The organism is Streptomyces sp. L-9-10, assembly GCF_004151105.1.
Lineage (GTDB): Bacteria > Actinomycetota > Actinomycetes > Streptomycetales > Streptomycetaceae > Streptomyces.
This window is the reverse complement of sequence record NZ_PHRF01000097.1, coordinates 83,083-107,592: the sequence shown is the minus strand read 5'-3', so window position 1 is coordinate 107,592 and position 24,510 is coordinate 83,083. Positions and strand designations below refer to the sequence as shown.

Here is a 24,510-nt window from a genome sequence, read left to right as displayed (position 1 = left end):
GTACAGGGGCCCCGTACTCTAAACCTTCGGTGTGTTCCTATGCGCGCCCACCTCTGAGCACCCACCTCCCGGATTTCCGGGGGAGGCCGCTCGTCCTGTCAGGAATCGTCACGGGCCCCGGCCCGTGCGTGCGGCTGGCATCAGAGGTTCCGTTCCGAGCGAGAGTGAGATCCGCGTGTACGCCATCGTGCGCAGCGGTGGTCGCCAGCACAAGGTTGCTGTCGGCGACATCGTTGAGGTTGACAAGATTCCCACGGCCAAGGTTGGCGACACGGTCGAGCTCTCGACCCTGCTCGTGGTCGACGGCGAGGCCGTCACCAGCGACCCGTGGGTGCTGGACGGCATCAAGGTCACGGCGGAGATCGTGGACCACCACAAGGGTGCGAAGATCGACATCCTTCGCTACAAGAACAAGACGGGCTACCGCCGTCGCCAGGGTCACCGCCAGCAGTACACGGCGATCAAGGTCACCGGTATCCCCGCGGCTGCGAAGTAAGGGACTGAGGAGACATGGCACACAAGAAGGGCGCATCGTCCACTCGGAACGGGCGCGATTCCAATGCTCAGCGGCTCGGCGTGAAGCGCTTCGGCGGTCAGGTCGTCAACGCCGGTGAGATCCTGGTCCGCCAGCGCGGCACGCACTTCCACCCGGGCTCCGGCGTCGGCCGTGGCGGCGACGACACGCTGTTCGCGCTGAACGCGGGCGCGGTGGAGTTCGGCACCAGCCGCGGCCGCAAGGTCGTGAACATCGTTCCGGTCGCCTGAGCACTGAGCATCAGGCGCCTGTAGCACGGTTCTTCGCGAGGGCGGACCTCACTTCCCGGTGACGGGAAGCGGGTCCGCCCTTCGCGTGTTGCATGTATGACATTTCCGTATGTACTGGAGGCAATCCCCATGACCACCTTCGTGGACCGCGTCGAGCTGCATGTCGCCGCGGGTAACGGAGGCCACGGCTGCGCCTCCGTACACCGTGAGAAGTTCAAGCCGCTGGGCGGACCCGACGGCGGCAACGGCGGCCGTGGCGGCGATGTCGTCCTCGTCGTCGACCAGTCGGTGACGACGCTGCTCGACTACCACCACTCCCCGCACCGCAAGGCCACCAACGGCAAGCCCGGCGAGGGCGGCAACCGCTCCGGCAAGGACGGCCAGGACCTGGTCCTGCCGGTGCCCGACGGCACGGTCGTCCTCGACCGCAGGGGCAACGTCCTGGCCGACCTGGTCGGCGAGGGCACCACGTTCGTCGCCGCCGACGGCGGCCGTGGCGGTCTCGGCAACGCGGCGCTGGCCTCGGCCCGCCGCAAGGCCCCCGGCTTCGCGCTGCTCGGTGAGCCGGGCCGCAGCGGCGATGTCGTGCTGGAGCTGAAGACGGTCGCCGATGTGGCGCTCGTCGGCTACCCGAGCGCCGGCAAGTCCTCGCTGATCTCCGTGCTCTCCGCGGCCAAGCCGAAGATCGCGGACTACCCGTTCACCACGCTCGTCCCCAACCTGGGTGTGGTGACGGCGGGTTCCACCGTCTACACCATCGCGGACGTCCCCGGTCTGATCCCGGGCGCCAGCCAGGGCCGCGGTCTGGGCCTGGAGTTCCTGCGCCATGTCGAGCGCTGCTCCGTCCTCGTGCATGTGCTGGACACGGCCACGCTGGAGTCCGACCGCGACCCGGTGACCGACCTCGATGTGATCGAGGAGGAGCTGTCCCAGTACGGCGGCCTGGACAACCGGCCGCGGATCGTCGTCCTCAACAAGATCGACATCCCGGACGGCAAGGATCTCGCCGAGATGATCCGTCCCGACCTGGAGAAGCGCGGCTACCGCGTCTTCGAGGCCTCGGCCGTGGCCCACCTGGGCCTCAAGGAACTGTCCTTCGCGCTCGCCGGGATCATCGCCAAGGCCCGCGCGGACAAGCCCAAGGAGGAGGCGACCCGGATCGTCATCCGCCCGAAGGCCGTCGACGACGCGGGCTTCACCGTCTCCCTGGAGGAGGACGGGCTCTACCGGGTGCGCGGCGACAAGCCCGAACGCTGGGTGCGCCAGACCGACTTCAGCAACGACGAGGCCGTCGGCTATCTCGCGGACCGGCTGAGCCGCCTCGGGGTCGAGGAGCAGCTGATGAAGGCCGGCGCGCGGTCGGGCGACGGGGTGGCCATCGGACCCGAGGACGACGCGGTCGTCTTCGACTGGGAGCCGACGATGATGGCGGGCGCGGAGATGCTCGGCCGCCGTGGTGAGGACCACCGTCTCGAAGCGCCCCGTCCGGCGGCGCAGCGGCGCAGGGACCGGGACGCCGAACGCGACGAGGCACAGCGCGCGTACGACGAGTTCGACCCCTTCTAGGGAGCCCTGGGCCCTGTCCGGCCGATCTTCGCCGGCCCGGGTGATCACGGCTGTTCTCCGTGGTCACCCGGGCCGTTGTCGCGCTGGGTGACCGCGGGGGTGCGTCGCGTAGGCTCTCATATGGGAGTCGCCGTGCTCCGACGTGAAACTTGTGTGGTGTCCTTCACGTACGACTCCCGGCGCCGAACCACTGGCGCATCGGTCTTCGCAGGTGAATCAGGGGTTGCGTACCGGTGTCGCGGGGTTGTGGTCCACCTTGCACGAGGATTGCCGCGGGTGGGACCATCGCTACATCCTCTGAGCCCGCAAGGTAGGTCAGTCCTGTGTCTGCAACATCCGCGTCGCCCACGAAGTCCCGCACCACCGCTGTCGTCCTGGCGGGCGGAACCGGCCAGCGTGTGGGCCTGTCGATCCCGAAGCAGCTGCTGAAGATCGCGGGGAAGGCGGTCATCGAGCACACGCTGTCGATCTTCGAGCGGAGTGACTCGATCGACGATGTGATCGTGCTGATGGCACCGGGCTATGTGCCCGACGTGGAGAAGATCGTCGCGAAGGCCGGGCTGGCCAAGGTCACCCGGATCATCGAGGGCGGCACGACCCGGAACGAGACCACCGAGCGCGCCATCGCCGCCCTGGGCGAGGGCCTCGCGACGGGCGAGGACCGCAACGTCCTGTTCCACGACGCCGTGCGCCCGCTGCTGTCGCACCGCGTGATCAAGGACTGTGTGGACGCGCTGGAGCGCTACCAGGCCGTGGACGTCGCCATCCCGTCCGCGGACACGATCATCGTGACCCGTACGCACGGCGGCGACGGCGAGTTCATCACGGACGTCCCCGACCGGTCGCGGCTGCGGCGCGGCCAGACCCCGCAGGCGTTCAAGCTCTCCACCATCCGCAGGGCGTACGAGATCGCCGCCGGCGACCCCAACTTCCAGGCCACCGACGACTGTTCCGTGGTGCTGAGGTACCTGCCGGACGTGCCGATCTACGTCGTCGCGGGCGACGAGTACAACATGAAGGTCACGCAGCCGGTCGATGTGTTCATCGCCGACAAGCTCTTCCAGCTGGCGTCCGCCGCCGCTCCGCAGCAGTCCTCCGACGACTCCTACCGTGAGCTGCTGGCCGGCAGGACCCTGGTCGTCTTCGGCGGCTCGTACGGCATCGGCGCGGACATCGCGCAGCTCGCCGAGTCCTTCGGCGCCACGGTGTACGCGCTGGGCCGCTCCACCACCGGTACGCATGTCGAGAACCCCGAGCACGTCGACGACGCGCTGTCGCGCGCCTACGCCGAGACCGGCCGTATCGACTACGTGATCAACACCGCGGGCGTACTGCGCATCGGCAAGCTGGCCGAGACGGACAACACCACCATCCAGGAAGCGCTGAACGTCAACTACCTGGCGCCGGTGCAGATCGCGCGCGCCTCGTACAAGTACCTGGTGGAGACCAAGGGCCAGCTGCTGCTCTACACCTCCAGCAGTTACACCCGGGGCCGCGCGGAGTACAGCCTCTACTCGTCCACGAAGGCGGCCATGGTGAATCTCACCCAGGCGCTCTCCGACGAATGGGCCGGCGAGGGAATCCGAGTGAATTGCGTGAATCCGGAGCGCACCGCGACCCCGATGCGCACCAAGGCGTTCGGCCAGGAGCCCGAGGGCTCGCTGCTTTCCTCCGAGGCGGTCGCCAGGACGTCCCTCGATGTGCTGCTCTCCGAGCTGACCGGCCACGTCATCGACGTACGGCAGCAGGACCCGACCCGCGGTGCCTCCGAGGCCTCGGACTTCGAGCAGGCTCTGGCCGCTGTCCTGGACCGTCAGGAAGATGTGTAATAATTCTTGACAATCTTTGACACGGGCCTCTGTGGTCGCCGACGCGCGAATCACGGAGGCCCGAGTTCGTGAAGTTCTCTCTTCACATTTTCGTCGCAAGGTCCTATCAGCCGGCACGGTCTGGAGCAGGTATTCCGTGATTTCGACAGCTATTCGCCTGGCCCGGGTGGGCAGCGGATCAGAGCTGGCAGCCGCACTTCTTCTGGTTCTGAGTTTCCCGTGCGTCATGCTCGCCGCGATAATTCCCAATATCTGGTTCTTCGCCGCGGCCGCGGCGGTGACCTATCTCGCGGACACGTTTCTGCACCAGCGCGGCAGCTATCTGGTGAACCGGCTCGCCAAAGTGCGGGCCGGTCTGTCGATCCGCTTCCTGATCCGGCAGATGCTGCTGGTGCTCCTGGTCGCGCGCTCGGGCCTCGGTGAGGACCGGATCTTCTATGTGACCGTCGTCGCCGTGCTCGTGTTCTACGGGCTCCAGGCGCCGCACGGCGCGATCGTCACCCTGCTCAGGCTGCGCCGCAGGCTGCCCGTGGTCACCCGCAATATCGACCTCGGCGCCATCCGGATCCCGGACGCCCCGCCGCGCTGGCTGCTCAGCCGCTCCGCGGAGAAGATGCTCCACCTGGACCTCTTCGCCATGGTCGGCGTGATCATCACGCTCCAGACCCGCGACAACCTCTACGGCTTCGCCGGGCTCGGCCTGAGCGTGCTCCTCGCCGTCGGCTACATCCTCGCGCTGCTGCCGTATCTGCGGCCGAGCCGGCTCGTGCCCAACGCCGAGAAGGTGCTCAAGGCGGTGGACGGCTGGCTGGCCGACTACCGGCCGACCGTGATGCTGTACTTCTCCGGCTCCAAGGAGTCCGCGTACCAGGTCAACATGTGGCTGGAGACCATGGGGCAGCTCAACGGGCGGCCGCTGATCGTCCTGCGCGAGCGCGTCATCGCGCAGCAGCTGGGCCCGACGGCCGTGCCGGTGCTGTGCGTCCCCGGCGGTGTGCATCTGATGAATCTGGATCTCTCGACGGTCCGGGTCGCGCTCTACGCGGCCAACGTCGGCAAGAACATCCATATGCTGCGCGTCCCGACCATGAAGCATGTCTTCATCGGGCACGGCGACAGCGACAAGCTGGCCTCCGTCAACCCGTACAGCAAGGCGTACGACGAGGTGTGGACCGCGGGCCGGGCCGGACGCGACCGTTACGCGCTGGCCGATGTCGGGGTCCGGGACGAGGACATCGTCGAGGTGGGCCGCCCGCAGCTGGCCCCGATCGAGCCGGCGAGCGGCTCGACCAGGAACCCCGTCCCCACGGTGCTGTACGCGCCCACCTGGGAGGGCTGGGACGACAGCCCCGGCAACACCTCGCTCCTGCTGGCCGGCGAGAACATCGTCAAGCGGCTGCTGAAGGCCGAGCGCCCTGTCCGGGTCCTGTACAAGCCGCACCCCTTCACCGGTACGCGCAGCGCCAAGGCGAAGGCCGTGCACGAGCGGATCATCGCGCTGGTCGGGAAGGCCGCCGCAGAGCGCGCCACCGACGCCCGCTGGGCCGAGGACGCGGCCGGACTCCGCGAGGAGCAGAACGCGGCGCGGACCGAGCTGGCCCGGCTCGGCGCCCGGCTGACCGAGCTGTCCGGCGGGGCCGACGCGAGCAGGGACGAGGCGGAGGAGTCGCGCGACTCCAAGGCCGACCCGGCCAGGCAGGCGGAGCTGACGCGGCTGCGGCGCGAGTGGAACGGCGCGTACTGGCGTTCCTTCGGCTGGTGGGAGCACCGGGTCATCAGTGGCTCGGAGCCCGCCCTGTACGACTGCTTCAACGAGTCGGACGCCATGGTCTCCGACATCTCCAGCGTCGTGTCGGACTTCATCGCGAGCGGCAAGCCGTACGCGGTCACCGACTCGGCGGAGCTGGGCGCGGAGGAGTTCAAGCGGCAGAACACCGCGGTACGGGCCGCCGTGATCCTCTCCAACAGCGCGAAGGAGCTTGACCAGTTGCTCGCGGCGGTCACGGACCCGTCCGCCGACCCGCTGGCCGAGGCCCGTCGTGAGCTGAAGCGCTATCTGCTGGGTCCGGACGAGCCGACCTCGATCGAGCAGTTCGACGCGGCGACGCGGGCACTGGCGGCGAAGTCGCTGGCCCGCAACGTGGGGGTCGAGCAGCGGCTCGCGGAGCCGGAGGCGGCCCCCGCGCCGGACGACTCCGCGCCGTCCGAGCCCCGGGCCGAGGATTCGCCCGTAGGGGGCTGAGGACAGGCCATAGAGGCTATCGGGCCCGGCACGGACACGCCTTAGGGGCGTACTGCCGGGCCTTTGCCATGGCCCAGCCCGGAACACCGGTCGTGACGGGCATCACATATGCCGGTCATCGCGACGAGACAACCAACATTCGACGTCTCTTGTCTTGAATTGCGATGAACATTATGTCTGTTCCTGACGTCAGTGTGATCGTCGGCGCATATGAGGCGATGCCCTATCTGGTCCGCTGCCTGGAGTCGGTCGAGGCCCAGACACTGGGCTCCGACCGCATCGAGATCGTCGCCATCGACGACGGCTCGACCGACGGCACGGGTGAGTACCTGGAGGAGTTCGCCGCGCGGACGGCGATCCCGACCAGAGTGGTGCGCCAGGCCAACTCGGGCGGCCCCAGCGGGCCGCGCAACGTCGGCATCGGCATGGCGCGCGGACGCTACGTCTTCTTCCTCGACGCCGATGACTACTTCGGCGCCGAGTCGCTGGAGCGCCTGGTCGCCATGGCCGACCGCGCCGGCACCGACGTGGTGCTCGGCAAAGTCGAGGGGGTGAACCGGGGCGCTCCCGGCTCGATGTGGAGCCGTACGGCCGAGCGCGTCGACGTCTACGGCTCCCAGGTCGTCTACACGCTGAGCGCGCAGAAGCTCTTCCGCCGCGAACTGATCGAGCGGCTGGGGCTGCGCTTCGACGAGAGCCTGAGGACCGGTGAGGACGCCCTGTTCACGATGGAGGCGTACATCCGGGGCAACGGCGTCTCGGTGATCGCCGACTACACCTGCTACTACCTGGTCGGCCGCGACGACGGCAAGCACGCGACCAAGACCGGTGACTACACGCTCCGCTTCGAGGCCACGGGCGCCCTCATGGCGCTCATCACCGCGCTGGTGCCGGCCGGCCCGAAGCGCGACCGGCTCATGGTCAGACCCTTCACGGTCGGACTGATCCAGCAGTTCGGCCACGGGATGCTCAAGCAGCCGGAGCGGATCCGACAGCACAAGCTGGAGCTGGCGGCGCCGCTGATGGAGCGGTACTGGACGCCCGGCGTGGCCGCGCGCATCAAGGTCAACGAACGACTCCGGCTGGAGTGCGTCGCGCTCGGCCGGCTCGATCTGCTGGCGGACATGCTGGCCTTCATCAGGGCGGAGACCGTGCCCGAGGTGGTCCACCGGGGCCGGGGCCGTACGCCCTACCTCGTCTTCCCGCACTTCGGCGACAAAGGGAGCGGCCTCCGGGACGCCTCGTACGAGGTGACCGTGCCCGACTGGCTCGGCAAGCCGGGGCTGCGGCGCATAGAGGCGCCCAAGGCCGTACGCCGGCGCAAGTCGCTGGCGCGCAGAGTGGCGCGCCGGGTGCGGACGCAGGTACGGGCCCTGGCCGTGCAGCGGTCGCACGGTTCGCTGCCAACCAGGCTCGGATCATGAGGAGTTGGAAGGCCCGGAGGCGGTGCGGGGGAGTCGTGCCCGGGTGGTACGGCGGCACGATCCCGCGCGCCCGCCCGCGCGGGGCCCACGAGCGCGCATCCGCGCACGCCTGAGCGCCCTTCCGCGCACCCCGTATGCACCGGTTCACTCTCCTGAGGTGACCGGCGGCGGGCCGCACAGGAAATCGTAGGTAAAATCGGACTGTCGGGCGACGCCCGGACAGCATCGGAATCTCAGCAGGGATAGGGATAGTGAAGGCTCTCGTACTGTCCGGCGGGGCGGGTACCCGTCTGCGCCCCATCACACATACCTCCGCGAAACAGCTGGTCCCCGTGGCGAACAAGCCCGTGCTCTTCTACGGGCTCGAGGCCATCGCCGAAGCGGGGATCACCGAGGTCGGCGTGATCGTCGGCGACACCGCGGCGGAGATCCGCGAGGCGGTCGGCGACGGCTCGCAATTCGGCATAAAGGTCACCTACCTCCAGCAGGACGCCCCTCTCGGGCTGGCGCACGCGGTCCTGATCGCCCGTGAGTTCCTGGGCGAGGAGGATTTCGTGATGTACCTCGGTGACAACTTCATCGTCGGTGGCATCACGGGCCTGGTCGACGGCTTCCGCGAGGACCGCCCCGAGGCGCAGATCCTGCTCACGAAGGTCCCCAATCCCACCTCCTTCGGCGTGGCCGAACTCGACGGCGCGGGCAGGGTGGTGGCCCTGGAGGAGAAGCCCAAGGAGCCGAAGAGCGATCTCGCGCTCGTCGGCGTCTATCTCTTCACCCCGGCCATCCATGAGGCCGTGCGCTCGATCGAGCCCTCCTGGCGCGGTGAGCTGGAGATCACACACGCCATCCAGTGGCTGATCGACCAGAAGCGCGACGTCCGCTCCACGACCATCTCCGGTTACTGGAAGGACACCGGCAATGTCGCCGACATGCTGGAGGTCAACCGCTCGGTGCTGGAGACCGTCGAGCCGTGCCGCGACGGCAGCGTCGACGAGGCGACGGAGATCATAGGGCGGGTCAGGATCGAGAAGGGCGCGCGGGTCACCGGCAGCCGGATCGTCGGCCCCGCGATCATCGGCGCGGACACGGTGGTCAGCGACGCCTACATCGGTCCCTTCACCTCGGTCTCCGAAGGATGCAGGATCGAGGACAGCGAGATCGAGTACTCCATCGTTCTGCGGGGTTCCTCGCTCACCGGCGTGCGCCGGGTGGAGGCGTCGCTGATCGGCCGCGATGTCGAGATCACCCCCGCGCCCCGAAACCCGTCCGCCCACCGACTCGTCCTCGGTGACCACAGCAAGGTGCAGATCTCTTCATGACCGACAGGATTCTCGTGACCGGCGGTGCCGGTTTCATCGGCTCGCACTACGTCCGTACGGTCCTGGGCCCCCAGGGTCCCGGCGATGTCGAGCTGACCGTGCTCGACAAGCTCACCTACGCGGGCAACCCGGCCAACCTCGACGAGGTCCGCGACCACCCCGGGTTCTCCTTCGTCCAGGGCGACATCTGCGACCCCGAGCTGGTCGCCAAGCTGATGGCCGAGCACGACCAGGTGGTGCACTTCGCCGCGGAGTCGCACGTGGACCGCTCGATCGACGGCGGTGCGGAGTTCGTCCGTACGAACGTCGTGGGCACGCACACGCTGATCGACGCCGCGCACCGCGCCGGTGTGAAGACCTTCGTGCACATCTCCACCGACGAGGTCTACGGCTCGATCGACGAGGGCTCCTGGCCGGAGACCCACCCGCTGGAGCCCAACTCGCCCTACTCCTCGGCGAAGGCGTCCAGCGACCTGATCGCGCTCTCGTACCACCGCACGCACGGCCTCGATGTGCGGGTGACCCGCTGCTCCAACAACTACGGGCACCACCACTTCCCCGAGAAGGTCATCCCGCTGTTCATCACGAACCTGCTGGACGGCAAGAAGGTCCCGCTGTACGGCGACGGCGGCAACATCCGCGACTGGCTGCACATCAACGACCACGTGCAGGGCATCGAGCTGGTCCGCACGAAGGGCCGCGCCGGTGAGGTCTACAACATCGGCGGCGGCACGGAGCTGTCCAACAAGGAGCTGACCGGGCTTCTGCTGGAGGCGTGCGGAGCGGACTGGGACACCAGCGTCGAGTACGTCACCGACCGCAAGGGCCATGACCGCCGCTACTCCGTGGACTGCTCCAAGATCCGTACGGAGCTGGGGTACGAGCCCCGCAAGGACTTCGCCACGGGCCTCGCGGAGACCGTGGCGTGGTACCGCGAGAACCGCGCCTGGTGGGAGCCGCTGAAGGGGCGGGCCGCGCTGTGAGCCGCTGGCTCGTCACCGGCGCCGGCGGCATGCTCGGCCAGGACCTGCTGGCCCGGCTCGCCGGGGCCGGGGAGAGCGCGGCGGGCCTGGACCGTACCGCGCTGGACATCACGGACCCCGGTGCGGTGCGCGCCGCCCTGGCGGCCCACACGCCGGACGTCGTGGTCAACTGCGCAGCCTGGACGGCCGTGGACGACGCCGAGACCAAGGAGGCCGAGGCGCTCGCCGTCAACGGCACAGGACCCCGCGTCCTCGCCGAGGCGTGCGCGGCGTCCGGCGCCGTCCTGGTCCAGGTCTCCACGGACTACGTCTTCGCCGGGGACGCCAGCACCCCGTACGGCGAGGACGATCCCACCGCCCCGCGCAGCGCCTACGGCCGCACCAAGCTGGCCGGGGAGCGCGCGGTCCTGGACACCCTGCCGGAGACCGGTTTCGTGGTCCGTACGGCCTGGCTGTACGGCGCGGGCGGCGGCAACTTCGTCCGGACGATGATCAAGCTGGAGGGGATCAAGGACACCCTCGACGTGGTCGACGACCAGCTCGGCCAGCCCACCTGGACCGGCGACCTCGCGGACCGGCTGGTCCTGCTGGGCCTGGCGGCGCTCGCGGGGACGGCTCCGGCCGGGGTCTACCACGGCACCAGCGGCGGCGAGACGACCTGGTTCGGGTTCACCAGGGAGATCTTCCGGCTGCTCGGCGCCGACCCGGAGCGGGTCCGTCCGACCACCAGCGAGGCGTTCGTGCGCCCCGCGCCCCGGCCCGCGTACAGCGTGCTGGGACACGAACGGTGGAAGGCCGCGGGGATCGACCCGATCCGTGACTGGCGTGCGGCGCTCGACGAGGCCTTCCCCGCACTGGTGCGTGCCGAGCGGGGCTGAGCGCCAAATGGGTGTTACTGGCCAGTAGATGTTTACGTACAACCAGGAGGCACACTAAGTTCACTGAGAATCAATCCCTGGTTGTTGATTCTCAGTGAAGGGCCCCTTACGTGGATCGCCACGGCTTCCTGCGCCAACTGCACCGTGTGTACAAACCCCGCACCTACTTGGAAATCGGGGTCAATGACGGCCGCAGCCTGGCTCTGTCCCGCGTTCCGTCGGTCGCGGTCGACCCGGCGTTCCGGGTCGTCACGGACATCAGCTGCGATGTCCATCTGGTCAAGGCCACCAGCGACGATTTCTTCGCCCGCAAGGATCCGCTGATCCATCTGCGCAACGGCCGCAATCCGTTCCGCGCGCTCGCCCGGCGTGACCCGGTCAACCTCTTCGGCGGTGATCCGAAGCTGGAGCTGTCGTTCATCGACGGCATGCATCTCTTCGAGTTCGCGCTGCGCGACTTCATGAACGTCGAGAAGCACTCCCGCTGGTCCAGCGTGATCGTCCTGGACGACATGCTGCCGCGCGATGTCGACGAGGCGGCGCGCGACCGGCACACCAAGTTCTGGGCCGGAGACGTCTACAAGGTGGCCACGGTCCTGCGGCGGTACCGCCCCGACCTGCTGGTCGTCGATGTCGACACCGAGCCGACCGGGGTGGTGGCCATCTTCGGCGCGAACCCCGAGAGCACGGTGCTGAAGGACGCGTACGACAAGATCATCGAGGAGTACGTCGTACCGGACCCGCAGGACGTGCCCGAAGAGGTGCTGGTCCGTAAGAACGCGGTACGGCCCGAAGCGCTGCTCGGGGCCGGGTTCTGGCCCGGTCTGGCCCGCGCCCGGAATCTGCGCCGCTCGCGGTCGGCCTTCGCGCCGCTGCGCCGGCAGATCGAGGCGGTCACCGGCTGATCCGGCGGACCGTACGGAAGGGGCCCGAGCGATGCGATCGCTCGGGCCCCTTCCGTATGCGCCTGTCGCGCCGGTGCTGCTCAGCCGCGGGCGGCCAGCTCGGCGTAGTACGCCGCGCAGTCCTCGTACGACGGGAGCAGGCCCTGGGCCTCGGCCTCCGCGAGGGTCGGCGCCGCCGCGTCCTTGTCGGAGAGCAGCGGGGTGATGCCCTCGGGCCACTCGATACCGAGCTCCGGGTCCAGCGGGGTGATGCCGTGCTCGCGCCCGGGGGCGTACCCCTCGGAGCACAGATAGACCACCGTCGCGTCGTCCGTCAGCGCCATGAACGCGTGGCCGAGCCCCTCGGCGAGATAGACGGCGTGGTGATCCACATCGTCCAGCCGTACCGCCTCCCACTGCCGGTACGTGGGGGAGCCGACCCGGATGTCCACGATGACGTCGAGGACCGCGCCGCGCACACACTTCACGTACTTGGCCTGGCTGGGCGGCACATCGGCGAAGTGGATCCCGCGCAGCGTGCCGCGGCTGGACACGGAGCAGTTCGCCTGGGCGAGACGCAGCGGGTGGCCGGCCGCCTCGGTGAAGTCCGGGGCCTTGAACCACTCGTGGAAGCTGCCACGGCTGTCCGGGAAGATCTTCGGCTCATGTACCCAGGCGCCTTCGACCGAGAGCTGCCGCATGTGATCACGTCCTTGTTCTGTTACTTGCCGTACTTGTCGCTCATTGCTCGGGAGATGAGGGCGCGGCCGGTCAGAGACGGGCGGCGAGACGGCGCACCTTCTTGCGCGCCGAGGAGGGGAGCCGGCGCACGATCGGACCGCCGGCCGAGCGGAGCACCCGGCGCAGCGTCGCCCGGCGGCGCTTCACCGTCACCTCACGGACGAGAAGCGGATCGACCGTGTCCAGACCGCTCTGGTCCAGCCGGATCCGGCCGCCCTGGCCCACGGGCACCTCGCAGAGCGGCAGCACGGGGCCCTTCGGCCCGTCCAGCCGCACCGAGAGCTGCGCCGGTCCCGCCGGCAGGTCCGGCACCCGGGCGGGGACGCCGAGATGGGCCCGGCCCTGGTCGGGACGGAGCGTGGACGGCGCGGTCAGCGCGTTGCCGTCCGCCGGGGTCAGCACCAACTCGACCGCCTGCGAACCGGACTTGGTGCCGGTGAACACATCGAGACGCAGCTCGGGACGGTTGCCGGGCATCCGCCGCGCGGGCCGGTCCGCGAGATACGTGGCCATCTTCTTGGCGCGGCCCGCGACATCGAGGGTGAGGTTGCCGTGCGGGTCGGTGAAGTACGGGATCACCGGGCGCGCGGGCGAACCGAGCAGCGCGGGAAGGCACTTGGCGTCGACCGACGCGGCGCGGTCCGCGCCGAGCCTGGCCTTCCGCACCAGCCCGAGCCCGCGCAGCGGCACCCAGACGTCCCAGAAGCCGCGGGAGACCCGGCCGCGGCCCTTGACCGCCTCGCTCGTGACCTCGCCGGTGCCGCGCAGGACGACCTCGTACGTGTCCTCGCCCAGCGCCTCGATCGTGGCGGTGAACTCCGCGACGCACGGCCACTCGACGGCGGTCTCGCGGTTGCGCAGCGACATCTCGCCCTTGAAGCTGTCCATGTCGTCGGTGACGTCGAAGAGTTCACCGTCCGGCAGCAGGCCCTCGGTGATGTCCGGGTGCAGGAAGTAGCGCTTGTCACGGCGGACCAGCCGCAGCGGCTCCTTGTCCTCCCCGTGCACCAGACGGCCGGTCACGCTCACCGCGGCCTTGCCGTCCGGCTGCCAGTCGAAGTCCTCCAGCCGGGCCGCGCCCTTCACCGACTTGGCGAAGCGGGCGATCTTCAGCAGCCCCTGGCGGTCGTCGGCACGCAGCAGGGTGGAGCGGAGTCTGACCAGCGAGCCGAGGCCGTCGTGCACGCCGTCGTGCATGAACTCGTCGGCGAGCGGACGGATCGCGTCGCACATCTCGTCGAGGTACTCGGGCGTGTAGTTGAGCACGGACGGCTCGCTCAGCCGGCCGAGCATCTCGACCCGGTAGAAGCGCCGCAGCAGCCGGTCCCGGAATTCACCCGGTTCGGTGTTCTTCACGACGACCTTGAGGACCTCGCGCAGGTTGCCGTAGTAGCCGGCCGGCACGATCTTGGCGGAGCCGGCGTTCTGGCCGTCGTCCCGCTTCGAGTAGTAGTAGCAGGTGTAATTCCCCAGGATCGATACGACCTTGGCGGGGAAATACGCCTCCATCATGTAGAGCTGGTCCTCCAGGCGCCGCTTGCCCTCGGGGTACGCGATGCCGTTCTCGCGCAGGAACTCCGTACGGAACATCTTGTGCGGGGTGAGGCTGTCGTACAGCGGCGCATTGCTCAGGTCGCACTTCTCGCGGTTCTTCTTGAACACACCGTGCGGGACGCCGCGGAAATTGGACGCGACCTTGCCGATCACGATGTCGGACCCGTTGCGGTGACCCATCTCATACAGCCGTCGCAGCGCGTCGGACGCCATGTGGTCGTCCTGGTCCACGAACTGGACGTACTCGCCCTTCGCCTCGGCGACGCCGATGTTCCTCGGCTTGCCGGGCCAGCCCGAGTTGGGGATGTGGATCACCCGGAAATGAGGATGCTCGGCCGCCAGCTTGTCGAGGCGGGCCGGGCTGTCGTCGGTCGACCCGTCGTCCACGAAGAGCACTTCGAAGTCCGCGGCCGGCAGTGTCTGGGCCAGCAGTGAATCGATGCAGGGGTCGATGTACTTTCCCGGGTTGTACACCGGAATGACGACGCTCACTTTTACTGCCATTACTGATTGGCCCATCTCGTGTGTGGTTGCGCGGGGGGTACAAGTGGGGGGAGTCGCCGCCATCGGCGAGCGTGCGGGCGCCGTGGAGGCCAGCTTATCGCTGCGCGGGCGGGGATGTTTCCCGACTGTTGTTACACCTGACAGACTGTCTTCACCGGCTTCCGGTTGTGCCGGAGGCGCGGATTTGACGTGAGGATGGGCCCACCGGGCGCCGGTGACGGGCCCATCGGCCGCCGGTGACGGGCCCACCAGCACCGTCCCACCCACTGAAATGCCTCGTCGGCCGGGAAGCCGCCCGCGTACGCTGAGCGACCGGCGGACGACCAGCCGGCGCGAGGTCGGCCGGTGAGGTGTGGCCGACAGTGAGAGCAGAGGCACAGCACGTGGCAGCGGCACGGCAGAGCGCGACGGTACGGCAGGACGCGGTGGCACAGGCCCGCAGGATCGTCGTCAAGGTCGGCTCCTCCTCGCTCACCACCGCGTCCGGCGGGCTCGACGCCGACCGGGTGGACGCCCTCGTCGATGTACTCGCCCAGGTCAGACGTGGTGCCGGGAGCGGCGACGAGAAGGAGGTCCTGCTCGTCTCCAGCGGCGCCATCGCCGCCGGGCTCGCCCCCCTCGGACTGGAGCGCCGCCCCCGGGACCTGGCCCGCCAGCAGGCCGCCGCCAGCGTCGGACAGGGGCTGCTGGTCGCCCGCTACACCGCCTCCTTCGCCCGCTACGGCGTACGTGTCGGACAGGTGCTCCTCACCACCGACGACACCAGCCGCCGCGCCCACTACCGCAACGCCTACCGCACCCTGGACCAGCTGCTCGGCATGGGCGCCGTCCCCGTCGTCAACGAGAACGACACCGTCGCCACGGACGAGATCCGCTTCGGCGACAACGACCGGCTCGCCGCGCTCGTCGCCCATCTCGTACGGGCCGATCTGCTCGTCCTGCTCTCCGACGTCGACGGGCTGTACGACGGCGACCCCCGCACCCCGGGCACCTCCCGGATCGCGGAGGTGCGCGGCCCCGGCGATCTGGCGGGCGTCTCCCTCGGCAGCGCGGGCAGGGCGGGGGTGGGCACCGGCGGCATGGTCACCAAGGTCGAGGCCGCCAGGATCGCCGCGGCGGCCGGCGTCCCGGTGGTGCTGACCTCCGCGAGCCACGCCGCCGACGGACTCGCGGGCAGGGACACCGGTACGTACTTCCACCGCACCGGACGGCGCTCCGCCGGCCGGCTGCTGTGGCTCGCCCACGCCTCCACCCCGCAGGGCGCGCTCACCCTGGACGACGGGGCGGTGCGGGCCGTCGTCGAGCGGCGCACCTCACTGCTGCCGGCCGGGATCGCCGCCGTCGAGGGCGAGTTCAGCGCCGGTGACCCGGTGGAACTGCGGGACGCGGCGGGCCGTCCCGTCGCCCGCGGACTCGTCAACTTCGACGCCAAGGAGATCCCCCAGCTCCTGGGCCGCTCCACCCGTGAACTGGCCCGCGAACTGGGCCCCGCCTACGAGCGTGAGGTCGTACACAGAGACGATTTGGTCATCCTCAATCCCTGACCCACCCCTGAATCGGCTGAAACTCAGGTCTTTGAACAGGGACCTTTACCAAAACCGCCCCATGCCCTCCCCGGGACTGGTCAACTTTGTCCCAGGGGTACAGACGGGGTACAGCACGACAACGCATCAACAGGAGGCCGCTGGTGAGACGAGCGCGCCCGGGGGCGGTGCCCCGAGGGACCGGGAGGAGCGCCCACGCCCGGAGGGCCGCGGGCGAGGAACGAGCCCTGACCAGCGTCGAAGCGGGGGACGACTTCGACGACGAGCAACAGCGGGAGGCCGTATCGGGAACGGACGCACGCGCGGAGGGCCGTGCGCTGTCGAAGCTCTGGCACATCACGCTCAGCGTCTCGGGCGCCGAGGCTCCGCTGCCGGAGGTCCGGCGCGGCCTTGAGCAGCTGGCCCATGACCACCCCTTCCTCCTGACCAGCAGATACGCCGGCGATCACGCGGAGATCCGGTACTGGGAGGAGGCCCAGGACCTGCACGACGCCGCCGCCGTCGCGCTGCGTCTCTGGGGCGAGCACCGGTCGAGCGCCAAGCTGCCGCCGTGGAAGATCGTCGGGCTCGAGGTCATCGACCGTGAGACGTATCACCAGCGGATCGCCGAGGGCTACGGCCCGCCGCCGGCGGCCCCGGTGGGCGTTCATCCGTTCTGATCTCCCTCCGGAAGTGTCTCGGAGTCCGGAATACGTGCGGAATGCCCGCAGGACGCGCACTACCCTGCGGGCATGACCTCGCTCTCGCCGTACGACAACCTCTCCCCGGTCGCCAGGGCCGCCTACCGGTCCCGCGCCGCGGCCGCCGATATCGCGCCGCTGCCGCGCGCGGCCAAGGACGACGCGCTGCTGGCGATCGCGGACGCGCTGGAAGTCCGTACCCACGAGATCGTCACGGCCAACGCCGAGGACATCGCGCGGGCCCGGGAGGCCGGGACCGGCGAGGCGATCATCGACCGCCTGACGCTGACACCGGAACGGGTGCGGGCCATCGCCGCGGACGTACGGGACGTGGCGGCGCTGCCCGATCCGGTCGGTGAGGTCGTCCGCGGTTCGACGCTGCCCAACGGCATCGACCTGCGCCAGGTGCGGGTGCCGCTCGGCGTGGTCGGGATCATCTACGAGGCCCGCCCCAATGTCACCGTGGACGCCGCCGCGCTCTGTCTGAAGTCGGGCAACGCCGTGCTGCTGCGAGGCTCCTCCTCGGCGATCTCCTCGAACACCGCCCTCGTACGGGTGCTGCGCGACGCCGTCGGCGGGGCCGGGCTGCCCGCCGACGCCGTACAGCTCGTGCCCGGCGAGGGCCGGGACGCCGTACAGGAGCTGATGCGCGCCCGCGGCCTGGTCGACGTGCTGATCCCGCGCGGCGGCGCCTCCCTGATCCGTACCGTCATCGAGGGATCCACCGTCCCCGTCATCGAGACCGGCACCGGCAACTGCCATGTCTATGTGGACGCCGAGACCGATCTCGACATGGCCGTCGAGATCCTGATCAACTCCAAGGCGCAGCGGCCCAGCGTCTGCAACGCCGCCGAGACGCTCCTCGTCCACCAGGACATCGCGGGCGTGTTCCTGCCGCGCGCGCTGGACGCGCTGGCCGACGCCGGGGTCACGGTCCACGCCGACGAGCGGGTGCTCGCGTACGGCGCCGGTTCGAAGGCGGAGATCGTGCCGGCGACCGCGGAGGACTGGGAGACCGAGTACCTCTCGTACGACATCGCCGCCGCGGTCGTCGACTCGCTGGACGCCGCCGTGGCCCATATCCGGCTCTGGTCGTCCGGTCACACGGAGGCGATCGTCACCACCTCGCAGGCCGCCGCCCGCCGATTCACCCAGTTGGTCGATTCCACGACAGTCGCCGTGAACGCGTCCACCCGCTTCACCGACGGGGGCCAGTTCGGCTTCGGCGCGGAGATCGGAATCTCCACGCAGAAGCTGCACGCGCGGGGGCCGATGGGGCTGCCGGAGCTGACCTCGACGAAGTACATCGTGATCGGCGACGGCCACACGCGATAGCGGTGGGGCCACTGATACGGCAGGGGCGCCCGTCGCGACGCACGGGCGCCGGAACCGCGATGTGACGAAGACGGAGTCGGGAGAGTTCGGACTCCGCCTGCCCAAAACGACCCGCCAGGTCTACCCTGAAGGGGTGCCGGACGACGTGGGGGGCAGGCCGTTCCCGGACGGCTGGGAGCCCGACGACGACCGCGGTGGCGCGGACAAGGACTTCGCCCCCGTGGTCTTCGACGAGGACTTCGTCAGTGCCGCCACCATCCATGAACCCTCCGCCGTGGAACGGCTGCTGGCCGCCGCCCAGGCGCGCGCCGAGGCCGAGGCGGCCCGCGCGCGGTCCGGCGGGGGACGGCCCGAGGACGAGCTGTACGAAGAGGTGTACGGCCGGGACGGCGCGTACGGGCCGGAACCCGGCTACAACGGCGAGTACGACCCCGATGACCCCGACGCGCTCTCCGGGCCGTACGGACGCCACGGCGGCTCGCTGCGGCCGTACCGCGGCGCCGCCCGCTGGCACCGGCCCGTCGCCTGGCTGCTCGCCCTGCTGATGGGGATCGGGATGGTCGCGCTGGCGTTCTCGGCCGTCTACCGCGGCGCCTCCAACAGCCGCGACGGCAAGGTGCCGCAGCCCGCCACGACCGGGATCGACAAGCCGGCGCCGGGCATTCCCTCGGCGTCCGCGAACCAGTCGGCGCCGGCGGTCTCCGCCGTTCCGCGCACACCCTGAGCGCGCTCCGGACGCCGCCTGAACACCTCACGAACGGGCCGGTACGACCTGAACGGCCGATCGCGTGCCTCCCGGAACTTCCCGGCTTGCCCAGCGTTTATGTTCGGCCCCGCCGACCTACCCTGAAGGTATGGCAGGGCGTGGAGACCCACCCGAGGGGGAACCCGACGGGCTGCCCGGCGGCGATGACGACGAGTACCGCTCCGTCGTCTTCGACGAATCCTTCATCCGGGAGGCCCGCCTCAAGGAGTTCTCGGCGCGGGAGCGGATGACCGATCACGCCGACGCCGTACGGAGGGTTCCTCCGGCACAGCCTCCGCCACCCGCCAAGGGACGGAGCCGCCGCGGATTCTTCCGGCGGGGATCGAGACAGCTTCTGCTGCTGGTCCTCGTAGTGGTCCTGGCGTTCGGCACGGCGATCTATCTGGGCCTGCGCAATCCCTACCGGCCGGCCACCGGCCGTTCCGTGGACCAGCTGCGGATGTCGGTGATCCCGCTGGCTCCCGAGGGGCCCGTGCCGGGCGGCACCCCCGCGGACCTCTTCGCGCACAGCCCGGCCGCGCATTTCCGGGTGGGGGCGGCCGGCATCACGATGCCCGCCGTCCGGGAGACCGGAGGCTTCTCGGAGAGCCAGGTGATGGCCGCGCTGACCACCGTCAAGGACTATCTGGTGGCGTCCTCGCTCGACCCGGACGTCATCGAGGGCCGCTCGGAACGGCCGGTGCGGGTGCTGCTCGACCCCGACCAGCTCGACCAGTTCGACGCCGGGTTCGCCGCACCCTCCGACGACGGCCGGCACGCCCCGACCGGCTGGCTGGTCCGCTTCGACCCGGCGAAGGTGGCCCAGGCCGACGACGGAGTGCGGGTGCACGGCACGCTGCGCTACCAGGAGACCTCGCCCGGGACGCTGGAGGTGGTCTCGGACCATGTCTTCGTCTACGCGCTGCGCCCGGCCGGCTCCGACGCGCAGCCCGTACGGGACGCCTCGCTCTTCACCGTCCGGCGCGAACTGCGCTTCCGCTTCGACCTGGACGCGCTGCCACGCCATACGGCGCGACTGCTGACCAGTGAGGTGCAGGCCGGGCCGCAGGCGTGCTCGGCGGAGCCGCCGAGGACGCTGCGGCCCCTGCTGGCGGGCCAGCGGGCGAAGGTCCGCGAACCGGCCCCCACGGACCCGTACGCGACGGGCCCGGCCAACACGGCGCTCTGCGGGACGCTGTCCCGCGCGGCGGAACCGAGCCCGGCCGCCTGAGGTGGCCTGCCGGGCCCGGACCGCTCCCCGTACGGATCAGCTCTTGCCGGGGCCCTGGTCCCCGCCGTCGCCGCCGGAGCCCCCGTCCGTGGCGCGGCCACCGTTCCCGCCGTTGCCGCCACCGCCGCCCGTGAACCTGTCGCGCAGCTTGCCGCCCAGGTCGCCCGCGCCGCCCGCGATGTCGCCGACCAGCTTCATCAGCGGGTCCTTGCTGCCGCGGACCGTGTCCGCGTAGTGCGCGGCGGAGTCGCGGAACGAGTCCGTGACCGAGGTGTCCTTGTCGTCCTGGCGGCGCGGGTAGTGGCCGTCCATGATCCGCTGGTAGTCGCGGCTCTCCGCCCACTTCTTCAGCTCGGCCGCGCGCACCGTCGTGAAGGGATGCGTACGCGGCAGCACATTGAGGATCTTGAGCACGGAGTCGCGCAGATCGCCGCCCGCCTCGTACTCGGCGGCCTGCTCCAGGAACGCGTCCACGTTCATCTCGTGCAGGTGATTGCCACCGGCGATCTTCATCAGACCGCGCATCGAGGCCTGGAGATCCTGGCCGACCAGCAGTCCCGCCCGGTCCGCCGACAGCTCCGACTTGCGGAACCACTCCCGCAGCGCCGTCACGATCGCCATGATCGCGACATTGCCCAGCGGGATCCAGGCGACCTTGAGCGCCAGGTTGGTGAGGAAGAGAAGTATCGTCCGGTAGACGGAGTGACCGGAGAGCGCGTGGCCCACCTCATGGCCGACGACCGCCCGCATCTCCTCCTCGTCGAGCAGCTCCACCAGCCCGGTGGTGACCACGATGATCGGCTCGTCCAGGCCGATGCACATGGCGTTCGGCTTCGGGTCCTGCGCCACGTACATCGCGGGAACCTTCTCCAGGTCCAGGATGTAGCAGGCGTCCCGCAGCATGGCGTGGAGATGGGCGAACTGCGCGTCGCCGACCCGCACGGAGTCGGAGAGGAAGAGGAGCCGCAGGCTGCGCTCGGGCAGCAGTCCGCTCATCGCCTTGAACACCGTGTCGAAGCCGGTGAGCTTGCGCAGGGCCACCAGCGCCGAGCGGTCGGCGGGGTGTTCGTACGCTCGCGAGGAGATGCCCGGGAAGCGCTTGCGCTGCCTGCTCGGCACGTTCTCGTGAGCGGCTGCCTCGTGACTGTCTTCGGTCATATGGATATCCCCTGTTCATATTCATACGAGTCCCAAGCCCGTCCCCCTGACGGCCCCCACCCTAGGGGGTGGGTCTACCGTGTGACGGGGGCCTGTGGCCGTGTTACCGGGAGCCGTCACCCCGGGCGCCGGCCGGAAGAGACCGAGGAGCACACCCGAGATGCCGGATACCTTCACACTGCTCGCCGCCGCATCGGCCCAGCAGGGACCGGGCGATACGTTGCGGATCGTGCTGGTCGTCTCGATGGTCGGAGTCGTCCTGCTCGCCTGGTTCCTGTTGCGCGGATACCGCGACAACGACCACAACGACTGAGTCGGCGTGAGCGTGCCCGAGGCCCCCGCATACGATGTGCGCGAAGTCTCCGCTCCCACCCGCGAAGAAAAGGGCCCGTAGAAGATGAGCCTCACCGGTACCGCCGCCCACCTGGTCACGCTCGCCGAGGGCGCCGAGCGCGGCGGCAACCACGAAAGCCTCAACCCCTACCTCGTCGGTGGCGGCGCCCTGTTCGCGCTGCTCCTGCTGCTGTGGATCACCACCCGCTTCAACCGCGACCGCTGACACCGGGGCGTCATCTTGTGCCAGTAGGCTCTGGACGCATGGGAGAGCAGCAGGCGGCCGGTGGTCGTGAACCCGGATCCGGTCGTGGCAAGCGCCGACTCGGCGTGATGGGCGGGACATTCGACCCGATCCACCATGGACACCTGGTGGCGGCCAGTGAAGTGGCCGCCCTGTTCCACCTCGACGAGGTGGTGTTCGTGCCGACGGGCCAGCCGTGGCAGAAGAGCCAGCGCGCGGTCTCCCCGGCCGAGGACCGCTATCTGATGACGGTCATCGCCACCGCGTCCAATCCGCAGTTCTCGGTCAGCCGCAGTGACATCGACCGCGGCGGTCCGACCTATACGATCGACACGCTGCGGGATCTGCGGGCCGTCCACGGCGACGCGGACCTCTTCTTCATCACCGGAGCCGACGCGCTCTCCCAGATCCTGAGCTGGCGGGACCACGAAGAGCTGTTCTCGCTCGCCCACTTCATCGGAGTGACCCGGCCGGGCCATGATCTGACGGACGACGGACTGCCCAAGGGCGGGGTCTCCCTGGTGGAGGTGCCCGCGCTGGCGATCTCGTCGACCGACTGCCGGGGGAGGGTCGCCAAGGGCGATCCGGTCTGGTACCTGGTGCCGGACGGTGTGGTGCGCTACATCGACAAACGGCAGTTGTACCGCGGCGCATGAGCCACGGAGAGGGGCACCGGTGAACGACCAGCAGCAGCCGTACGATCCGTACGACCCGTATGACACGCGGCCCAGGGTCGTCGGTTACGACGAGTACGGGCAGCCGGTGTACCAACAGCCCCAGCCGCCACAGCAGCAGCAGTACGACGCCTACGGGCAGCCGTCGCAGCACCAGCCGCCCCAGCAGCAACAGGGGTACGGATACGACCCGTACGCCCAGCCCCAGTCCCAGCCCCAGCAGTCCGCGCAGCCCCAGCAGCAGTACGACCCGTACGCGCAGCCGTCACCGCAGCAGCAGCAACAGCCGTCGCAGCAGCAGGGGTACGGATACGACGGCTACGGCTACGGCTACGACACCGGGCAGCAGCAGCCCGTCGGCGTCGACACCACCCAGCAGTGGAACATCCCGCAGCAGCAGGGGCAGACCGAGGACCGGACGCCCGAGCAGACCGCCGCGCCCGCCCAGGCGCCCGCACCCGCCCCGGCGCCCGCGTCCGTGCCCGTACCGGAGCAGCGGCGCCCCGACGGGCAGGACCGTGACTACCGGACCGAGCAGTTCTCGTTCATAGAGGAGCCGGACGAGGACTCCGAAGACGTCATCGACTGGCTGAAGTTCACCGAGAGCCGCTCCGAGCGGCGCGAAGAGGCCAAGCGGCGCGGCCGCAGCCGGATCGTGGCCCTCGTCGTCGTTCTCGCCCTCGCGGTCACCGGCGGCGTCGGCTATCTCTGGTACGCGGGCAAGCTGCCCGGTCTCGGCGGCGCGGACGAGAAGAAGACCACCGCCACGGGACCGCAGAAGCGCGATGTGATCGTGGTGCATCTGCACAACACCAAGGAGAAGGGCACCTCCACGGCGCTGCTGGTCAACAACGCCACGACAGGCCGGGGCACCACCGTCCTGCTGCCCAACACCCTCTCCGTCGCCGATGACGACGGCGTCTCCACCACGCTCGGCAAGTCCGTCGACGACGACGGCTCGGACGGAACGCGCGAGGCCATCGGCACGCTCCTCGGCACCAAGATCACCGGTACCTGGCGGCTCGACACCCCGTATCTGGAGAACCTCGTCGAACTCGTCGGCACGATCGACCTGACCACCGACGTCGAGGTGCCCGGGGCGAAGAAGGGCGACGACCCGGTCGTCAAGAAGGGCGAGAACCAGACGCTCAACGGGAAGATGGCCGTCGCCTACGCCACGTACAGCGCGCCCGGAGAGCTGGAGGCCAAGCAGCTCCAGCGGTTCGGCCAGGTCCTCCAGGGGGTGCTGCGGAAGATGTCGGACGACCCGCAGGCCGCCACCGTCACCGTCGAGACCCTGGCGCAGATCCTCGATCCCTCACTGCCCGAGAAGGACCTGGGTGCCTCCCTCGCCAAGCTGGCCGAGCACGCCAAGGTCGGCGACTACAAGACCGTGCTGCTGCCCGCCCAGCAGAACGGCCTGCTCAGCGAGCAGGCCGCGGAGAGTGTGGTGAAGGACATCCTGGGCGGTTCGGTCAGCGCTCCGGAGCAGGGTTCCGCCGTGCGCGTCGGGGTGAGGAACGCGTCCGGCGACCAGGACGCGGCGGAGTCCTCCCGGATCGCGCTGGTCAACGGCGGCTATGCCTTCGTGGACGCCGGCACGGCGGAGGCGGTGGCATCCTCGCAGGTCACCTACGGCGACGAGGCCAAGAAGCCGGAGGCGGAAGAGGTCGCCAAGACCCTCGGACTGCCGGCCGGCGCGGTGAAGAAGGGCAAGGCCGCCACGAACGCGGATGTGTCCGTCGTCCTCGGCCAGGACTACAAGGTCGACTGAGTCCGGCGGGGACAGGACCCACGGGGCCGGGCGCGATACCCGGCCCTGCTCCCGTGCCGCACCGGCTGTCGGTGGTCCGTGAGATCCTTGGTATCTCCATGAC

22 protein-coding genes are annotated in these 24,510 nt (G+C 69.6%); 19 read left to right on the top strand and 3 right to left on the bottom strand.

Annotated elements, in window-relative coordinates; translation table 11 throughout:
* Positions 1 to 175: 175 nt before the first annotated feature.
* The 10 genes from rplU (at position 176) to CU044_RS25560 (ending at position 11,911) form a co-directional block, all read left to right on the top strand.
* Positions 176 to 496: a 50S ribosomal protein L21 gene (gene rplU, locus CU044_RS25605; RefSeq protein WP_030352366.1), complete on the top strand. Its 321-nt coding sequence runs from the start codon at positions 176 to 178 to the stop codon at positions 494 to 496.
* Positions 497 to 510: 14 nt separating this feature from the next.
* Positions 511 to 765 (top strand): 50S ribosomal protein L27, encoded by a 255-nt coding sequence (gene rpmA / locus CU044_RS25600; protein ID WP_030352365.1) that lies wholly within the window; start codon positions 511 to 513, stop codon positions 763 to 765.
* Between the two features lie 129 nt (positions 766 to 894).
* The gene (gene obgE / locus CU044_RS25595; protein WP_129771104.1) at positions 895 to 2,331 is read left to right on the top strand and encodes a GTPase ObgE; all 1,437 of its coding nucleotides are present in this window, start codon (positions 895 to 897) and stop codon (positions 2,329 to 2,331) included.
* Between the two features lie 323 nt (positions 2,332 to 2,654).
* Positions 2,655 to 4,160 carry a bifunctional cytidylyltransferase/SDR family oxidoreductase gene (locus CU044_RS25590; RefSeq protein WP_129771103.1) on the top strand — a complete coding sequence of 502 codons (1,506 nt, stop codon included), beginning with the start codon at positions 2,655 to 2,657 and terminating at the stop codon, positions 4,158 to 4,160.
* Positions 4,161 to 4,296: 136 nt separating this feature from the next.
* Positions 4,297 to 6,402: a hypothetical protein gene (locus CU044_RS25585; RefSeq protein ID WP_129771102.1), complete on the top strand. Its 2,106-nt coding sequence runs from the start codon at positions 4,297 to 4,299 to the stop codon at positions 6,400 to 6,402.
* 164 nt (positions 6,403 to 6,566) lie between these two features.
* Complete coding sequence (locus CU044_RS25580) at positions 6,567 to 7,826, top strand: glycosyltransferase family A protein (RefSeq protein ID WP_129771101.1); 1,260 nt, start codon at positions 6,567 to 6,569, stop codon at positions 7,824 to 7,826.
* 251 nt (positions 7,827 to 8,077) lie between these two features.
* Positions 8,078 to 9,145: a glucose-1-phosphate thymidylyltransferase gene (locus CU044_RS25575; RefSeq protein WP_129771100.1), complete on the top strand. Its 1,068-nt coding sequence runs from the start codon at positions 8,078 to 8,080 to the stop codon at positions 9,143 to 9,145.
* Entirely contained in the window at positions 9,142 to 10,128 is a 987-nt protein-coding gene (gene rfbB / locus CU044_RS25570) for a dTDP-glucose 4,6-dehydratase (RefSeq protein WP_129771099.1), read from the top strand. Before CU044_RS25575 ends, rfbB begins: the two co-directional genes overlap by 4 nt.
* On the top strand, positions 10,125 to 11,006 hold the full coding sequence (gene rfbD / locus CU044_RS25565; protein WP_129771098.1) for a dTDP-4-dehydrorhamnose reductase: 882 nt from the start codon (positions 10,125 to 10,127) through the stop codon (positions 11,004 to 11,006). The genes rfbB and rfbD overlap by 4 nt, the downstream gene beginning before the upstream one ends.
* Positions 11,007 to 11,116: 110 nt before the next feature.
* Complete coding sequence (locus CU044_RS25560; protein ID WP_129771097.1) at positions 11,117 to 11,911, top strand: class I SAM-dependent methyltransferase; 795 nt, start codon at positions 11,117 to 11,119, stop codon at positions 11,909 to 11,911.
* An 80-nt stretch (positions 11,912 to 11,991) separates the two neighbouring features.
* Here CU044_RS25560 and rfbC read toward each other — a convergent pair whose 3' ends face one another.
* Both rfbC and CU044_RS25550 read right to left on the bottom strand, forming a co-directional pair.
* Complete coding sequence (rfbC, locus tag CU044_RS25555; protein WP_129771096.1) at positions 11,992 to 12,591, bottom strand: dTDP-4-dehydrorhamnose 3,5-epimerase; 600 nt, start codon at positions 12,589 to 12,591, stop codon at positions 11,992 to 11,994.
* A 70-nt stretch (positions 12,592 to 12,661) separates the two neighbouring features.
* Positions 12,662 to 14,677, bottom strand: coding sequence for a glycosyltransferase family A protein (locus CU044_RS25550; RefSeq protein WP_240045837.1), 2,016 nt, complete (start codon positions 14,675 to 14,677; stop codon positions 12,662 to 12,664).
* Between the two features lie 437 nt (positions 14,678 to 15,114).
* Here CU044_RS25550 and proB point away from each other — a divergent pair, with 437 nt between their 5' ends.
* The 5 genes from proB to CU044_RS25525 all read left to right on the top strand — a co-directional run bounded on the left by proB (position 15,115) and on the right by CU044_RS25525 (position 20,224).
* Complete coding sequence (proB, locus tag CU044_RS25545) at positions 15,115 to 16,233, top strand: glutamate 5-kinase (RefSeq protein ID WP_129771175.1); 1,119 nt, start codon at positions 15,115 to 15,117, stop codon at positions 16,231 to 16,233.
* A 143-nt stretch (positions 16,234 to 16,376) separates the two neighbouring features.
* Positions 16,377 to 16,892, top strand: coding sequence for a hypothetical protein (locus CU044_RS25540; protein WP_129771094.1), 516 nt, complete (start codon positions 16,377 to 16,379; stop codon positions 16,890 to 16,892).
* A 72-nt stretch (positions 16,893 to 16,964) separates the two neighbouring features.
* Entirely contained in the window at positions 16,965 to 18,248 is a 1,284-nt protein-coding gene (locus CU044_RS25535) for a glutamate-5-semialdehyde dehydrogenase (protein WP_129771093.1), read from the top strand.
* Positions 18,249 to 18,381: 133 nt separating this feature from the next.
* The gene (locus tag CU044_RS25530) at positions 18,382 to 18,972 is read left to right on the top strand and encodes a hypothetical protein (RefSeq protein ID WP_129771092.1); all 591 of its coding nucleotides are present in this window, start codon (positions 18,382 to 18,384) and stop codon (positions 18,970 to 18,972) included.
* 130 nt (positions 18,973 to 19,102) lie between these two features.
* Entirely contained in the window at positions 19,103 to 20,224 is a 1,122-nt protein-coding gene (locus tag CU044_RS25525; protein WP_129771091.1) for a hypothetical protein, read from the top strand.
* 36 nt (positions 20,225 to 20,260) lie between these two features.
* On the opposite strand, the gene CU044_RS25520 is transcribed toward CU044_RS25525, so the two are convergent.
* Positions 20,261 to 21,382 (bottom strand): M48 family metallopeptidase, encoded by a 1,122-nt coding sequence (locus CU044_RS25520; RefSeq protein WP_129771090.1) that lies wholly within the window; start codon positions 21,380 to 21,382, stop codon positions 20,261 to 20,263.
* Between the two features lie 160 nt (positions 21,383 to 21,542).
* Between CU044_RS25520 and CU044_RS38735 the strand changes: the two genes are divergently transcribed.
* The 4 genes from CU044_RS38735 (at position 21,543) to CU044_RS25510 (ending at position 24,407) form a co-directional block, all read left to right on the top strand.
* Positions 21,543 to 21,695 (top strand): hypothetical protein, encoded by a 153-nt coding sequence (locus tag CU044_RS38735; RefSeq protein ID WP_165371968.1) that lies wholly within the window; start codon positions 21,543 to 21,545, stop codon positions 21,693 to 21,695.
* An 84-nt stretch (positions 21,696 to 21,779) separates the two neighbouring features.
* Complete coding sequence (locus CU044_RS38730) at positions 21,780 to 21,941, top strand: hypothetical protein (RefSeq protein WP_165371967.1); 162 nt, start codon at positions 21,780 to 21,782, stop codon at positions 21,939 to 21,941.
* A gap of 38 nt (positions 21,942 to 21,979) precedes the next feature.
* Entirely contained in the window at positions 21,980 to 22,615 is a 636-nt protein-coding gene (nadD, locus tag CU044_RS25515; RefSeq protein WP_129771089.1) for a nicotinate-nucleotide adenylyltransferase, read from the top strand.
* Positions 22,616 to 22,634: 19 nt separating this feature from the next.
* Positions 22,635 to 24,407: an LCP family protein gene (locus tag CU044_RS25510; protein ID WP_129771088.1), complete on the top strand. Its 1,773-nt coding sequence runs from the start codon at positions 22,635 to 22,637 to the stop codon at positions 24,405 to 24,407.
* Positions 24,408 to 24,510: the final 103 nt, after the last annotated feature.